A 15,171-nucleotide genomic window follows, 5' to 3' on the forward strand; every position below is an offset into this window, starting at 1 on the left:
TAGCTAACTTCGTTACCTAAAGCAACCTACTTCGACCAACCAGATTTTTTCAACTAATTCCAGAGGGAGTCCTAGAAATACTGGTCAACTTCGAGTTGCGTGTGTCTTAAATGCACTAACCTCACGCAGATCCTGCACAGCACGCCTCCCCCAATCATTGGATTCGGGGTGGAGCAAAAGTGCACGATGGAACAACCGGTAGCACGACGATCACACAGAAGAACATGCAGAAAAGCATCGCGATCGCGAGTTCGCAATTGCGCAGATCCGACCTACTGAACCGCCGTTCCCATCAAACGAGAGATCTGCTAGGCAATACCTGCGCATACTCCACGGTGTTGAGTGTCTCAAATACACCACTAAGCACTTCACGCTGCGCACCACCCCAAGCAGCCGGACTGCGGTGTAGGGCGACCGGACCATCAAGATCCGTGAGTTGGCCTACCGGGAGCATCAGGCCTGCACATCCCCGCGCCATCCACCCTCGTCGGTTCCCTGAGCCTCAATGAACTCCTTGAAGTTCGCGAGGTCTTTCTTGATGGCGTGATTGTCTACGCCGAGTGCGGCACCGGCTTTCTCAAGTAGCCCTGTAGCCTCCCAATCAAGCTGAACCGTCACACGCGTCTCGTTCCTGGCCAACTTGTGAAATGTGACAACTCCCGCGTGGTTGACCTCGCCGCCAGTACTGTTCCAGGCAACACGCTCGTCGGGGTGCTGCTCAGTTATTCGCGCCTCAAACGTGCGTTCCACGCCGCCGACCTTGACGTTCCACTCGGTCAGTGTGTCGGTCACCTGCGTGATGGATTTAACAAAACTCAGGAACTTTGGAAACTCCTCGAATTTTGTCCACTGGTTGTAAGCGACGGTGATGGGCACGTTGACGTCGACGGTCTCGATGGCGTTAGGCATAAAGATCTCCTTGGAGCAAATTAAGCGGATGGACGAGTTCCTGCAATCGCCGATCACATTACTAAAAGCTGGCACAACGTCAACCCCGAAGATAAAACTCACGAGAGCGTGAAGGTACCTACGCACGGAACCTCAAGAGCATGCATAAACACTCCCTGACGATAACGCCAGTGACAGACATCCAGAAGAGCCCTCAGCTTAGGGCTGCAGGGTGTCTACCGGGGTGAAAATGGTCTGCACTCTCGCAGTTGGCGGCTGCTCTGGATTTCTGTCATTCAGTCTTCGAAGTCCTGAACGCCACTCATTAGTGCGGTTGAGTGCCGGGATCGTGCCAGAGGGCGCCAGTCGTTTGATGGCTTGGCGCTCGGGATTTAGCGAATATCGTAACATCTGATCATTTGTGGGCTGTTTCCTCGAGTCTATGACGAAGGTTTGGGCGGGATCACGATTGCGTAATTCGCGGGTTCCGCTTGCGTGCTCCGCATTCGCGCGTGTTCTCGTCCCGCAGCTCAAGCTGGTCATATCCTCATTTCATGGCTCCTCGTGAAAGCGTGGCACATCCTTCAGACTTCCACAGGTGAGCTTCGGTTACCGTGCCTTCTGGGGTGCTGCCGAATTGACATGAATCCGCAGGTGAGCATCGACTGATCGTGTTACAGAATCAATTTATCCACTGGATTCGAGATGACGAATTTGACCGTTTTAGGTGACTTCCCATTTTCCCCGTGATCGAAAACCTCTATTGAATCCGACGCTGGACAAAACGCCACTCCTGACCACCAACGTCGCGGCTGGAAAAACATGGTTTTTCCAAGGCCCCCGGACGAGAGTGCAATTGTGCGTGAATTAGTCATGCACTCTAATGAAGGAGTGGATGACCGTGAAAACCAGCCCATCTGCGGCGGGTCCTGGAAACAGGATTTCTTCCGTAAGGCGCGCGACCGTGTTTGGAGTCTCAGCAGCAGTGCTGATTGCACCCTTCATCATCGCCGTACCGGCCGCTTCGGCGGCTGTCCCGACCTTTCCCAACAACATCGTCGTCTTCCCTGACCGCGACTTCATCACCATCGAGGGCTACCAAGAACACATTGGCGAGATCGCAACCGTAGAGGTGACGCGCCCCGGGGTGGGTGTGATTGGCTCAGCGAAATCGGTTGTGGGCGCGGGCGATATCGCGCTCGAGATCAACCACCCGGGCGGGGTCTGCTGGGGCGCCGGCACGACACTGAACGTTACCCCCGACATCCGGTCCGGAGACCTCGTGTCGATGAAGTTCGGTGCAACTGCAGCCGGTGACACAACAGCCCAAAACGTATACGTGACAGCAACGCCGGTGCTCGCCGCCGACGGCGTCACCGTCACCATCAACGGTTTTATTGGCGATAGCGCAAATAAAGCTCAGATCGAGCAGCGAATCGTCGAACCGGCGTTCAAGGACACCGCTATCGGCCGACGTGACGTGCGCGCTGTGCCTGGACCGCTCACAGCCAACGTGGGCTACAGCTCATCGCTTGAGTTCGGGATTGCGGGCCTTAACACTTTCACGGCCACCTACGTTTTCGACAGCCAGGATGCTGCCGACATTGCCGCTGCCGCCGGAAGCGGTGTGCGCGCGATGTCCTGGGAGTTCGAGGATGCCGACGCTAACCGCCAAGGACTCACCATCGCCGAGTTTGGCGAATTGGGCGGTCCTGGAATGGGCGGATGCCCGAACGGTCCGTTGCAATCAGGACCCGCCGGAGCGACCAATGTGATCGCCGCCACGGTGGCAGATTCACTCAAGATCACGTGGACGCCAGCACAAGCGATCCCCGGCACCCCGGCGATCACCGGCTACCGCGTTCACGCGGTAGCACAAACGATCGTGAACGGAGAGCGTGCAGAATTTGGCAAGCGCATCGACTCCCCCGCGGCGAAGACCACCACGATCTCGGGACTTAATCCAGCCGAGACGTATGACGTTTTCCTCGTCTCGGTAAGCAGCGCGGGCGAGACCTTTCCCGCCGTGCATGCCATCCCGGTCACCGACATCGTCGCGCCCCTCGCTACGGCCTCCCCCCAAAGCGGGTCGTTCCGCACTGCCCAAGACCTCACCCTGAGCAGCAATGAGGCGGCAGCGGAGATTTACTACACAACCGATGGGTCGGATGTTTTCCTATCCGGCGGCACTTTGTCTCCGGTCGCTGTGCTCTACACACAGCCCGTCAACATTGCCGCAACGACTACTGTGAACTTTGCCGCGGTCGACCCATCCGGCAACATCTCGACGCAGGGCCAGGTGGTGTTGACCATCACAAATGATCCTCTCCCCTCCACGCCAACCTTCACCTCGCCACCGCTGGCCGGCACGGGAAGCGTGACGCTGAACTGGGCTGCCGCAAACCCCGGGGCACCGGAACTCACTGTTACAGGCTATTCCGTGCAGGCGTACACCGCTGATGGAGCTGTGGCGGGCCCCCCGCGCGCTACCGCGGGAGACGTGACAACACTCGTCTTCGACGGTCTGGCTCCAGATACGACCTATCAGTTCACGGTGACTGCGAGCAATGCAAACGGCGCCAGCGCCGAATCGGCGAAGTCCGATCCGGTGCAAGCACTCGGCGCTCTCGTCGCTAATGCGGGAGCCGATCAGGCGATCACTCGGGCAGTCACCGCGACCACGGTGGTGCTCGACGGCAGCCGCTCGACCAGCGCGGAAACGACCTACCTGTGGGAGCAGGTGCTAACTGGCCCAACGGATCCCGACCGCGTCACCCTCTCAGTGCCAACGACGGTCAATCCATCGTTCTCTTTGCCGCTCTTCGCGACACCGATGACGAACAATCCGTTGACCTTCCGGCTCACTGTCACTTCTGGTTCTGCCGTGCGCACCGATGAGGTACGAATCACGCCGATCGCCAGCCAGATCAGTGTCACCCAGGCGAGATGGAAGTCGCGCGACTTTAGAATCGTCGGTATCAGTTCGTCGGTCGGCGGCACCGTGACGATCCATCGTGACGGACCGACTGGTCCTGTCATCGGACGCGCGCCGATCACGGCAGCGGCGGCGCCGCAGACCGGTGGAGTGTTTACCTACAGAATCAGGACCACGATCAGCAACCCCGGCTCGATCTGGATCGATTCCACCCTGGGCGGCGTCGTGGGGCCAGTGACCGTAACCGCTGGGTAACGGCTACGAGATGACAGAGTAACGGGCTCTCACAGCGTCAGCGGTGAGAGCCCGTTTCTTGCGCCGTCTGGCCCCAGGCTGGTTAGACAGAAGCCACGCCAAGACACAACTTCGCGGGATCGGAGCGTTCGGCTCAGATCACACATGTTTTTGCCGGCGGCGCGACCTAGTTCGCGAGAGTTGTCGCGGACAAAACCGCCAATTCCGTTCGTTGCACTGACCCGTTCCACGTCGTGAAATGGGCCACTGAAGCCCTCAACAACTGAGTCGGCTGGGCCCGCCGGTGCCGCATTCCCTCGGTCGTGAAACTGCAGAAAGCATCGTCAAGCTCTGCGCCGCGATCCTGGCGTCCATCGAGCACAGCCTCTCCAACGACCGCGTCGAATCCATGAACACCCAGATCCGCTTCATGGCCCGCATTGCCTTCGGCTTCACATCACCAGGCGCCTTCATCGCCCTTGCCATGCTCAGCCGCGGCGGCCACAATCCAATACTCTGCGGACGCAACTAATTCACGGAAGAGTCAGGAGAACCGTCTTTAAGCTGCCGCAGGCTTGACTGGTTGACCGCTCAGCGCGGCCAGAGGACCATGCCAGCCAAATCGGCAATCGGAATGAAGCCGTAATCCCTGGAGTCAATCGAACGTGCGCGATTGTCTCCGAGCACGAAAAGATGACCGGCGGGCACTGCAACACGGTGGAAGAACGTGCCGTCGGTCTGGCGAGAGTCCACATACTGCTCAACAATGAGTGCGCCGTCAACATAAAGTGCGCCATCCCGAATAGCGACAGTTTGTCCTGCTGCACCAGCCACACGTTTCAACGTGCGCTTGCCGTCCTCAGGACTGCGAAAGACCACCATTTGGCCCACGGCTGGGCCGTCGAACGACGGTGTCGCAGAATGAACGAAAACGATACTGCCCTGCATCACTGTGGGTTCCATGCTGTCGGAAACCACCGTCATCGGCGCCGCCACCCACACGCGAAGCGCGACCAGGACAATAGCACCCACCATAATCATCGAGGTGATTCTGATGGGTGCCGTGGTCGCTATGCCTGGGTGTCCCATGCCGGAGGTGCCGCCGAAATCGGGTCGTTGGAGTCGACGTCGGTTGCGGCTAGCCCGACGCTAAACTGCACCATCATGTCGTGGTCCTCGTGCGGAAGGTTGTGGCAGTGAACCATGTACTTGCCTCGGTGCGGGCCGAACTTCATGAGCAGTCTTACAGTTTCGCCCTCTCCCACGTAGACGACGTCCTTTGGCCCCATCTCGGCTGGAAACGGCGCTCTACCATTGCGACCGAGGATCTGAAAGTCCACGAGGTGAATATGAATGGGGTGAAACCATCCTCCAGATTTATTCTCGAACTCCCAGATTTCCGTCGCGCCAAGCGCGGGGTTGGCGATCACCTTGGTGAAGCCACTCGCAATGACTTCCTGCCAAGAACCGTCATCGATGGTCCACAGGTTGGTCAAATCGTTGCGCTTCACCCGAAAATGCCGCGTCTTGGTTGATTGCGCGGCAGTGAGGCTCATGACTTCGCTGCCAACAAGGGTTGTCGGAATGGTGTTCCAAGTCGGATCCATGGTGTTTACCGGGGCGCCGACCACGTCGAACGCCATGATCTTACCGGTGAAGTCGTAGTCGACGTTGTTCTTGTTGGAAAGGTTCCGAAGCTCGATCCGTTGACCGGTCTGATACTTGCGAAAGTCGATGAGTATTTCGTACCTCTCTGCGCCCGCATGTCGGTAATTAGCGACGCTACGGGACCGCGGCATGAGCCCGCCGTCTGTACCAACAATTACAAGGGGACCTCCCGTGCTGAGCGTGGGCCTCAGGGAACGCGAAATACTAGCGTTAAGAATTCGAAACCGGTAAACGCGTTTCTGTACCTTCATCACCGGCCACGGCTTGCCATTGACTAGAATGACGTCGCCCCACAGACCCGAGTGATCGTTGTCGTCGTACCCGAGCGAGCCATCTACTGCGAACATGGCGTCAGATATGGTGAGTGGCACGTCAAAAGGACCCTGAGGCAGAAGAGCCCGCTCCAGGGGATCGTGCAAGTGATACTGCCCGGCAAGGCCCGAGTAGGCATTCTGCGCCGTGGAATGCACCCCGTGATCGTGATACCAGAGCGTGCGTGCGGGCTGGAAGTTGGGGTACCGGTAGTCCTTGTAAAAACCTGGATGCGTGATGTCACTCGCATACCCGTCGTACTGCGGCAACGACGCCGAGCCGTGCAAATGCGTCGACGTTGACAGGGCATGGCCATCGAGCGGATGGGTGGCCGGCAGCTTGTTGCGCACTCGCAGCACCACCTTCGTACCTTGGTCGACGCTGAGGGTTGGCCCGGGGAAAATTCCGTTGTAGCCAAGGATCGGCGTTTTCAGGCGCGGCAAGATCGATGCACTCGCGGCGATTTCGGACACAGAGTAATAGTTCACTGGCGCGCCGTCGAGCGGGTCGATTTCGACCCGGGTGGGGCGAAGGATGGGTGGCTGCACGAGAGGCGTTTTGAACGGCCTCGGCATCTCGCTAAAGGGAAGACGGCTGATAGATTTCGCGTTCAGTGTTTCGAGCGGTAACGAGAGGGCGCCTGCAACACCCGCTGCACCGATTCCACCGAGTAGCAACACTTGACGGCGTGTCATTGTCATTGGTTCTCCTTGGACATTCGGGTATATCTAAAGATCTCTTAAGGTCCTTGGAGAAACCCTGCTGTCGGCAGGTGTGGTTCACGCCGTTTCATTGACCCGGCGCAGAAACGAGAAGAGCACCTGTTTTGCCGCTCGCACCGCGGCCCGCGCGTATGAGCCTTCCGGCGCCTCATGTGTTCGCACGTTCCCGCCCGCAATGCTTAACAATCTCTCGTTCAGCACTAGAAGCGCGGTTACCGCATCCGAGAGGTCACTGTAACTGTTCGCCGTAGCCATGAGCATCCGCGAGTGAGCCTCCCGCAGGGTCGCGCTAGGTGCACACCCGAGCTCACGGTCGAGCATCGACCGGTAGCGCGCGAATTCCCTAAGTCCCTCGGCGAGCTGGCCATCTTTCTCGAATCCTAGGATCACCGCAGTCCACGCAGTCTCATTCAACGGGTCATCGCGCAGGGCCTGATTCGCCCAGAAAATTGACTCATCAATCCTGCCGATGGTGGCAGCCAATGCGGACGCGTACACGCGGGCGTTTGTCACGACAGCGGCGTGCCTGCGGCGCTCCTCCTCAGCCCACACCGGAGTCAATTCGTCGGTGAGAAGGGGCACGGTGGCGAGCGCGAGTGCGTCCATCAGGAGCGGGTATGCGGCGTCTGCGCCCACTCGCTGCGCTTCGCGCACCAGCGAGTCAAATCGGGCCAGGTCAAGATCAACTGTCGAACTGTCGATCAGATATCCACCCGTCGTCGTGCGCAGCGGCCCGAATCTCCCGTTCCCCGGCTGCAAGTGCTGTCTCAAGACACTGACGTAACTTTCAACAGACGCCACAGCTTTCTGTGGGGGAGAATCTCTCCACAGAAGATCGATGAGGCTGCTTTTCGAGACGGGGCGGCCAAAGTTGAGGAGCAGAATCTCGAGGATTTGCCGAGGCTTAGACCCTCCTAAATCTTGGGCATGAAGCACAGTGTTTCCTCGGTGTATTGTGAGGGCGCCAATTATCTTCACGGACATTTTGAAGTCGTTGTCTTGCCGGGGACGAGTAAAAGTCATGGGATTCCTCGGTTCGCATTGAATCTTTTGATCTCCTCATCGTGCTACGCCGACAGACAGGGGGGCATCCCCTGCGTTTAGTGTGCGGCATCCCCAAAATTGAGCGTCATCCCCGGACGGTAGCGACCGTGACAGTGAAAACGAGAACGAGAACGAGAACGAGGCTTCGTGCGTCCAGTCCGTGAATTGGGTGGCGAGTTCAGCCGGTGTGGTGACCAGTTCCGAGGGCAAATCGGGCCGCATCAGTTCCGAGAATGAGGTCAATTGCTTGGTTGGGAATTTCGAACACCTGCGTCGTGGTGATCACCTCGCCCTGTGCAATAAGTGCCGATTCAGGATCCGCCCAGAGCAAACGCGATTTGACGGAGCCCCACCCGGTGATCGTGAAGTCATTGGCGCTGTACTCAAGCCCCTCCGCTTCGAGTGCGGTCAGTTCGAGGATGATGCGTACCCGGTGAGTCCCATCCGCCGCCGACTCGGTGAGGACGGTGGCGGGTTCTTCAGGCAGCCAGCCGTCACTCTCGAGCGGTATCACACCGTTGATCCGGGCGATTCCGCCAGACACCGTTCCGGAAGCGCCGAGCAGCGTCCCCTCAGCCTGTACCTCCGGAACTGCGATCACGATGACTGCAGCGGTAAGAAACAGTGCGCCAAGACCGATCAGGGGGACCTGCAGTCTGCGCCGTCGTCGAGGACCAAAAACGGTGGGCTCACGTGTGGTGACAGGTGCAGTGGGGGAAAGGAAGACGCTCATGACCAAATTTTGGACTGCAACTCTTGGGAAAACCTTGACGAAAGCGAGGCGCGTACAGTTCGATTCCAGGTTGTAGCATCAGCCATAAACCGCCACCGTGTTGAGTCGTGCAACGGATACGTCGCATTCGACGGAGGTAAAGGCATGGCGGGCATTGGCGGTCAGGGCGGCCGGGCGCGCACGGCCCAGCTTGGTCTGGCCTGGCGGCACTCGACCCACCGGTTGCGCGCCCGGAGATGACGCTGAGCCTTCTCGTGACGAGATCCGGAGGCACAGCGTCGTCACCGCAAAATACCAAGAAGCACCACGGAATGTGGGGGCAAGATCCCCGTGCGGTTACCCTTCGCCGCAGGCGTAGGTCACGTCACGATGGCCGAGGCATAGGAGTGAATCGTAAAGAAGACCATCAAACTGGTACTCGGCGTGATGTGACCCTAGGCCGTACGGCTGCGACCATTATTGACCCGTTCACAGCAGAGCGGGATGGTTTCACCATGAATGTATTACTGATTGGATACGCGCGCGTTTCTACAGATGAACAAGATCTCACCGCCCAACAAAACGCCTGGGAACGACTGGGCGTTAGATCGTCACTGATCTACATCGAACATGGACTGACCGGAATAAACCGCGCCCGGTCCGGGCTTCGCGAAACGCCGGCCGCCTGCCTGCTGGAGATACCCTCGTTGTTGCCAAACTCGACGAGCTCGCACGCTCACTGAGAGATACGAAAGACATCATTGACGAGCTCACGGCCAAAGACGTCAAGCTGAGTATCGGCGGGGCGGTGCATGATCCGAACGATCCGGTCGGGCGCCTCCTCTTCAACGTACTGGCCATGGTCACCGAGTTCGAGTCGGATCTGATTCGTACCAGAACGCGGGAAGGAATGCAGGCGGCCAAGGTGAAAGGACGTCTTCGCAGTAAGCAGCCCAAACTGCCAATGGCGCAGCAGAAACACTTGATCAAAGTACACAATGCTGGCCTTCATTCCAGCGCGGAACTGGCGGAGCTTTTCAACGATGCGCGGTCGACGGTTTATCGAACTATTCAACGCCAGTTCGAATCGGGCCCTTGAGAGAGGTTCTCGATCGAAATCCCGTTGCCGAATTCACTGGTCCGGCAACGGGAACCCCTTGCGGATTAGTCCACAACCCGAAACCGTTCAAGCACGACGAGCGTGTTGTCGTCCACAGTAAAATTTGGGTCCAGCAAGAAAGCTCGCAGGGACGCAACCCTGGCGTGAACCAACCTGAGGCAGGGGCTCGCCTTCAATTTGATATTCCGCGACCGTCGAGGTCGTCGAGGTCTTAGTTCGATTGCAGATCGCCGAGACCAACTTGTCGCGGAGCGCCCCGGGGAATCCAAACTCCGCGATGGGAAGCGAGTCTATGTCGGTCATCATCTAAGTCTCTCCCATCACCCTTAAGCACGCCGCAAGGGTCGGCGCGGTATGGCGATTCCCAACGCAGCGGGAGCCCGCAAGGCGAACCCGTTGCAGGCGCTGAAAGGCGCTGGCGACCGTCAGGGAAGATAGCTCGAGAGGGCTCGAAGGTGCTCCAGCATTGTGTTTCTGCCAACGGTCGTGAGCGACAGCCACGTGACGGCCTTGGAGTTCTTGGTTGTCTTCGAGATCACCAGGTAGCCGTGATCCTGCAGAATCCGCAAATTCTTGCTGAGTGCTGAATCAGTCACTTCAAGGTCGTCGCGCACCAGAGAGAACGCAACCTCATCGGCCGCCAGAAGAATCGCACAGATCCGAAACCGCTTTGGGCTGAGAAGCAGATCGTCAAATTGCGGTGAGGTCATCAGACGGTCTCGGCCCGGAGCTTTCGATCGGCCAGGGGCACAAGAATGAGCGTGGCGAGAAGGATAAGCCCACCCGCAATGATCATCGCGTAGTCGACTTCAAGGAACTGCTGTGCAGATACGGCGGCGCCCAAGACGACCGCAAAAAACAGATAGTACCCACCGATGTAGCGCGCACTGGGGGAATCGATTTTGCTGCTCACGACCACTTGGCTGCGGCGACGACGCCACATCATTGCGACCGACTGGCTCAGCAGCAGGCCGGCGAACCCCACGTTCATCCCCATCACCCCGAACGAAGATACCGCGACGCAGAGCCCCACGATGATGGCATTCAGCACGTAAAACCAGGTAGGTAGAACGACCCGAGTAGAGACAAGTCTCCGCGCGTCAGTGACAACCTGCAGAGAATTTTCGCTGTCCATGTCAGGACTCCTAGTCCGATCGTTAGCCAAAAGATGAGGAGCATCTCCTGGCTATACCTACTTGCCAACTAGTCAAGTCGATACTTGCCAAATGCGCAAGTACCCCGGCGCGAGACAGTACCCGTTACTGATGCAGCTGAATGCGCCCTGCACCAATAAATGGAGATTTATCCGTTCTGAGTGAACATAGAGCCCCCGCCGTGTGCAGCTAACCGCTCAGCGCCCACCGCGGAAGTGTTGTTCTCAGAGCGATAACTCTCTGATCGAAGACACTAGAAGTCACGCCCTCGGCCATAAAGCACCACTAGTTCGGGTTGTGTTGCATTATCGACAGCGACCCGTGACCGGGTGCTACGACACACTTCGCGGCGTACAGCGGCACTCCGCCGTGCTCCGCAGTCTGAGTAAAGATGAGGACCGCCGTCGACGGCTTCACGTTCAGCAGTTTCGCCCGCGTGGGGCCAGCATCGGTTGCGACGATCTGGCACACGCCGTTTGTGAAGACATGGCCGTTGGCCTGCATGGATGCGAAAAGTGTCCGTGGTTCGGCAGCGATCTCCAAGAGTTCAGCTGCGATTCGCGCGCTCACATCACTGAGGTTGCGCCCAGCAGGGAGATGCTCTTGGACAGTCGCAACGGGAAGACCGTTTTGCAGCAAGACGCACTCGCGAATCCAAGCGTTAGCAGTTTGGTCAAGCGCGAGCCGGTTGGACACGAAGTCTGTTACCTTCTCCAGCTCGAAGCGCAACGGCTGCACCGTCATTGTCGCGGTCGGGTCCGCTAGGACAACCTCAAATGGCCGCATCTGCTCCAGCCCGCCGTGCGGAATGGAGTCCGTGACGAATCGTCCAACTCCGCGTCGGGTGACTAGCAACCCGTCTTCTTCAAGGAGCATCAGCGCCTCACGTACGGGCGTGCGGCTGACGCCAAGCATTGCCGAGAGCTCTGTTTCTCTCGGCAGCATCTCGCCGAGCCGGAATGCGCCAGAGCGGATCCCCTCAGCGAGCCGCGTATAAACGGCGACCCGAATCGGTTGGCCGACGGCAAGATGAAGTTGCTGTTGCAGGAGCGGGTGGGGTTCGAAACGGGTCGTCACTCGACCTCCTTGTTGTCCCGACAGTAGCATATGTGACATCATACTCAAGAGGTATAACCTCATACTGAAGTGCAGACAAAGGAGTCCACGTGAGTTCAACGCGCGTTAAGTCCGAATCATCGCCAACGGCAAAAGAGCCGTTCCCCGCTATGTCCACGATCAGCACGCCGCATATTGATCCGAAAGGGGTGGACATTGCCGAGACAATCCTCCTTCCCGGAGATCCACTGCGAGCGAAATTCATCGCCGAGACCTATTTCGACGACATCCGGTGCTTCAACGAGGTTCGTAACATGTTGGGCTTTACGGGCACTTACCGGGGGCGTCCTGTCTCCGTAATGGGCACGGGTATGGGTATTCCTTCCATCTCGCTCTACAGCTATGAGCTGATCCATTTCTTCGGGGTTAAGAACCTGATCCGTGTGGGCAGCTGCGGCGCCATGCAGGAGAACCTAAACCTCTACGATGTGGTCATCGCCCAGGGCGCGTCGACCGACTCTAACTATCTGCACCAGTTCGAGCTGCCGGGCCTATGGGCGCCGCTGTCGTCGTACCGGCTACTCGAGCAGGCCAAGCGGATCGCCGACAATCGCGGCCAACGTACCCACGTCGGCAACGTGCTCTCATCCGATCTGTTCTACGGTGCAGATCCCGATGCCGTAGGCAAGTGGATGAAGATGGGCATCCTTGCCGTAGAGATGGAGTCGGCAGGGTTGTTCGCCAACGCCGCGGCCGCGGGCGTCGATGCGCTTGGCATCTTCACCGTCAGCGACCATCTCATCACTAACGCCAAAACCACGCCTACGGAACGGCAAACCGCTTTCACTGCGATGATCGAGATCGCCTTGGAATTGGTCTGATGGGCACGGCGACCAACGCTACGGATCCGTTCCAGGCTTTCAAACCCACCCGGGCTGTACCCATCCTGCTGTCCCTCTTCATCTTCTCGCTGGTGCTGGACAATGGCTTCAAGTTCATGTCGCCGGCGTTAGCGAAAGATCTCAGCCTGCCGGTCGACACCGTCAGCCTGCAAGCCACCCTGGCCGGCATTTTAATTGGTATCGGTGCCGTCGTTTACGCTGCGCTAGCCGACTCGATCAGCATCCGAAAACTCATCATCTTCGCGATCATCGTGATGACGGCAGGTTCCATCGTCGGGTTCATCTTCCAGACCAACTTTTGGCTGATCTTGGTCGGCCGTCTGATTCAGACCGCCGGCTTGGCGGCCGCCGAGACCCTCTACGTAATCTATGTCACCAAACATTTCAGGGGCGACGAGCAGAAGAAGTACCTAGGCTTCAGCACCGCGGCCTTCCAATTGTCGCTGCTGATCGGCACCGTCGGCAGCGGCTTCATCGCCACCTACATCGGCTGGGCAGCCTTCTTTTTAATCACGTTACTCTCCCTGCTAGCCATCCCAGTCGTGCTCCGTACAGTTCCCGCAGAGACGACAAACGACAGCCACGTGGACGCGTTCGGACTTTTCCTGATCGCGGTGTTCGCTACCGGCACCATCTTGTTCATGCAGAACTTCAACTGGTGGTACTTGCTTCCGGTCGTAGCGGGACTGATCCTCTTCGTCTGGCACATCCGAACCCACGACAACGCCGTGATCACTATCGCGTTCTTCGCCAACGCCCAATACTCGCTGATGCTCATCGTGGTGTTCGTCATCTACTCGGTCCAACTGGGCTACACCTTCATGTTCCCGTTCCTGATCTCCGACATTTACGGCTATAACCTCGGCGAGGTTTCCCTGTTACTGATCCCCGGTTACATCGCCGCTGTGATAGTCGGCACGGCCACCGGCAAGATTGCCAAGTTCCTCACATCCAAGCAAGCCATCACCATCGCGTTGATCGGGATCATCGTCTCGATGCTGCTCCCGGCATTCTTGGTGGATACGTGGATCGGGATCTTCGTGATCTCGATGATCCTGTTCGGGATGGGCTTCGCGTTGATGTACGGCCCCCTCGTCTCGACCGCCATTATGCGGGTGCCGGTCAAGAATTCGGGTATCGCCATCGGCTTCTACAACCTCACCATCAACATCGCCGTGCCAATCGGCATCGCCTACACTGCAACACTGATGAAGCTCAAGCCCAACCTGCTAGATGGCATCACCGGCGCCGACCAAGCATCCTCCTACGGATCAGTGTTGTTAATTCTCGCAGCGGTCGCTGCCCTCAGTCTGGTGCTCTACCAAGTCTCCGTCGTGATCCTGGAACGCCAGAACACCCAGAAGCACAGCACCTCAAGATAATGAAGAGATCAATTCCGCTCGCCGTCGTGCCGAGCCAACCTCAGGCCGCGAGCCAGGGTTTCCGTTCAACGTGCTTCGAAAGCGCCGGTCGTTTGCAGGTCGTTCGTTAGCCAGCTCAGTATGAGGTCGCGCCCGAGTTGAATTTCGATGGCGTCGAGAATTTCGCTTGACTGCGTTCGAGGGAGTTATGGGGCAAAGAGGAGTACGGCGAACATGCCGAACAGGACGAGGTGGACAGCTCCGTGGAGGGCCGTGGTGCGCGGTGAGAAGTAGGTGATGATGCTCGTTGCTAGTGTCACTGCGATCAGTACCATGTTTGCGCTTGATTCCCCAAGAATGACTTCTTGACCTGTCGCTAGTCCGATGATCAGTATTGTCGGGATGGTGAGCCCGACCGTGGACACGAACGCCCCGAGTCCGAGGTTGAGGGTGCGTTGGCCCTCGTCGGCCAGCGCCGCCCGCACTGCGGTCATCGCCTCTGGCGTGAAGACGATGATCGCGATGATCACCCCGCCCAGCGCGACGGGAGCACCCGTGGCCGCGATACCAGCGTCGACCAAGATTCCAAGGTCGTGGGAGAGCAGCACGATCGGCAGGACGGTACCGACCAGCAGGAGCACCCGCCGAAACAGCTCGCCTCTGCCCACGCCGACGCCGACGCCAGCGGTCGCAGGAGAGTCAGTGCAGGTTTTTGGACTATCGACGGTAGTGACGCTTCCCAAGATCGCCTGGACTTGGCTGGGCTGCGTGAACAACGCCCGACTCTTCCCCGTCTGCAGGTAGATGAAGAACCCGTAGAGTGCCGCTGCCAGTACCGAGACGGCAATGGCCTGCGCGGGCACCAGACTCCCGTTGGAAGTGGACTCTGTAAAGTTTGGCAGCACGAGCGTGCACAGCGACAATACGACGATCATCGCAACATAGACCGAGGCGCCTTCCCTGTTGTAGCGTTGCGGTCCGTGCTTCATACCGCCGAGGAGGAGGGACACACCCATGACGCCGTTGATGATGATCATCATGACGGCGAACACCGAGTCGCGTG

General features: G+C 58.4%; 12 protein-coding genes and 2 pseudogenes. 5 read left to right on the top strand and 9 right to left on the bottom strand.

What is annotated here, in order from left to right; translation table 11 throughout:
- Window positions 1-453: 453 nt before the first annotated feature.
- Window positions 454-909 carry an SRPBCC family protein gene (locus CXY75_RS16630; protein WP_104083889.1) on the bottom strand — a complete coding sequence of 152 codons (456 nt, stop codon included), beginning with the start codon at window positions 907-909 and terminating at the stop codon, window positions 454-456.
- A 964-nt stretch (window positions 910-1,873) separates the two neighbouring features.
- Between CXY75_RS16630 and CXY75_RS16635 the strand changes: the two genes are divergently transcribed.
- Both CXY75_RS16635 and CXY75_RS21130 read left to right on the top strand, forming a co-directional pair.
- Window positions 1,874-4,078, top strand: coding sequence for a fibronectin type III domain-containing protein (locus tag CXY75_RS16635; protein ID WP_233201973.1), 2,205 nt, complete (start codon window positions 1,874-1,876; stop codon window positions 4,076-4,078).
- A 266-nt stretch (window positions 4,079-4,344) separates the two neighbouring features.
- Window positions 4,345-4,589: pseudogene (locus CXY75_RS21130) on the top strand (transposase); the annotation flags it as partial.
- A gap of 59 nt (window positions 4,590-4,648) precedes the next feature.
- On the opposite strand, the gene lepB reads toward CXY75_RS21130, so the two are convergent.
- From lepB to CXY75_RS16660, 4 genes are all read right to left on the bottom strand, one after another.
- Complete coding sequence (gene lepB / locus CXY75_RS16645; protein WP_233201974.1) at window positions 4,649-5,098, bottom strand: signal peptidase I; 450 nt, start codon at window positions 5,096-5,098, stop codon at window positions 4,649-4,651.
- A 29-nt stretch (window positions 5,099-5,127) separates the two neighbouring features.
- Entirely contained in the window at window positions 5,128-6,738 is a 1,611-nt protein-coding gene (locus CXY75_RS16650; protein ID WP_104083892.1) for a multicopper oxidase family protein, read from the bottom strand.
- Between the two features lie 78 nt (window positions 6,739-6,816).
- Window positions 6,817-7,782, bottom strand: a complete 966-nt coding sequence (locus CXY75_RS16655; protein WP_104083893.1) for a BTAD domain-containing putative transcriptional regulator — start codon at window positions 7,780-7,782, stop codon at window positions 6,817-6,819.
- Window positions 7,783-7,981: 199 nt separating this feature from the next.
- Complete coding sequence (locus tag CXY75_RS16660; RefSeq protein ID WP_104083894.1) at window positions 7,982-8,536, bottom strand: hypothetical protein; 555 nt, start codon at window positions 8,534-8,536, stop codon at window positions 7,982-7,984.
- Window positions 8,537-9,030: 494 nt separating this feature from the next.
- Between CXY75_RS16660 and CXY75_RS16665 the strand changes: the two are divergent.
- Window positions 9,031-9,614, top strand: a pseudogene (locus CXY75_RS16665) (recombinase family protein).
- A gap of 446 nt (window positions 9,615-10,060) precedes the next feature.
- Here CXY75_RS16665 and CXY75_RS16675 read toward each other — a convergent pair.
- The 3 genes from CXY75_RS16675 to CXY75_RS16685 all read right to left on the bottom strand — a co-directional run bounded on the left by CXY75_RS16675 (window position 10,061) and on the right by CXY75_RS16685 (window position 11,866).
- Window positions 10,061-10,345: a transcriptional regulator gene (locus CXY75_RS16675; protein WP_104083895.1), complete on the bottom strand. Its 285-nt coding sequence runs from the start codon at window positions 10,343-10,345 to the stop codon at window positions 10,061-10,063.
- The gene (locus CXY75_RS16680) at window positions 10,345-10,770 is read right to left on the bottom strand and encodes a hypothetical protein (protein ID WP_104083896.1); all 426 of its coding nucleotides are present in this window, start codon (window positions 10,768-10,770) and stop codon (window positions 10,345-10,347) included. Before CXY75_RS16680 ends, CXY75_RS16675 begins: the two co-directional genes overlap by 1 nt.
- Before the next feature lie 304 nt (window positions 10,771-11,074).
- Entirely contained in the window at window positions 11,075-11,866 is a 792-nt protein-coding gene (locus CXY75_RS16685; RefSeq protein ID WP_158251244.1) for a GntR family transcriptional regulator, read from the bottom strand.
- 89 nt (window positions 11,867-11,955) lie between these two features.
- Between CXY75_RS16685 and deoD the strand changes: the two genes are divergently transcribed.
- Together deoD and CXY75_RS16695 are read left to right on the top strand one after the other, a co-directional pair.
- Window positions 11,956-12,726 (top strand): purine-nucleoside phosphorylase, encoded by a 771-nt coding sequence (deoD, locus tag CXY75_RS16690; RefSeq protein WP_369826742.1) that lies wholly within the window; start codon window positions 11,956-11,958, stop codon window positions 12,724-12,726.
- Window positions 12,726-14,129, top strand: coding sequence for an MFS transporter (locus CXY75_RS16695; RefSeq protein WP_104083899.1), 1,404 nt, complete (start codon window positions 12,726-12,728; stop codon window positions 14,127-14,129). The genes deoD and CXY75_RS16695 overlap by 1 nt, the downstream gene beginning before the upstream one ends.
- 185 nt (window positions 14,130-14,314) lie before the next feature.
- Here the strand turns inward: CXY75_RS16695 and CXY75_RS16700 are convergent.
- Window positions 14,315-15,171 (bottom strand): calcium:proton antiporter (locus CXY75_RS16700; RefSeq protein WP_146069516.1); only part of this gene is annotated, 857 nt, incomplete at its 5' end.

Source organism: Cryobacterium sp. Y11, from assembly GCF_002929535.1.
GTDB lineage: Bacteria > Actinomycetota > Actinomycetes > Actinomycetales > Microbacteriaceae > Cryobacterium.

Bases quoted from the DNA above. Each gene is read 5' to 3' on its own strand.
- CXY75_RS16630 (WP_104083889.1), bottom strand. From the start codon at position 909: ATGCCTAACGCCATCGAGACCGTCGACGTCAACGTGCCCATCACCGTC.
- lepB (WP_233201974.1), bottom strand. From the start codon at position 5,098: ATGATTATGGTGGGTGCTATTGTCCTGGTCGCGCTTCGCGTGTGGGTG.
- CXY75_RS16650 (WP_104083892.1), bottom strand. From the start codon at position 6,738: ATGACAATGACACGCCGTCAAGTGTTGCTACTCGGTGGAATCGGTGCA.
- CXY75_RS16655 (WP_104083893.1), bottom strand. From the start codon at position 7,782: ATGACTTTTACTCGTCCCCGGCAAGACAACGACTTCAAAATGTCCGTG.
- CXY75_RS16660 (WP_104083894.1), bottom strand. From the start codon at position 8,536: ATGAGCGTCTTCCTTTCCCCCACTGCACCTGTCACCACACGTGAGCCC.
- CXY75_RS16675 (WP_104083895.1), bottom strand. From the start codon at position 10,345: ATGACCTCACCGCAATTTGACGATCTGCTTCTCAGCCCAAAGCGGTTT.
- CXY75_RS16680 (WP_104083896.1), bottom strand. From the start codon at position 10,770: ATGGACAGCGAAAATTCTCTGCAGGTTGTCACTGACGCGCGGAGACTT.
- CXY75_RS16695 (WP_104083899.1), top strand. From the start codon at position 12,726: ATGGGCACGGCGACCAACGCTACGGATCCGTTCCAGGCTTTCAAACCC.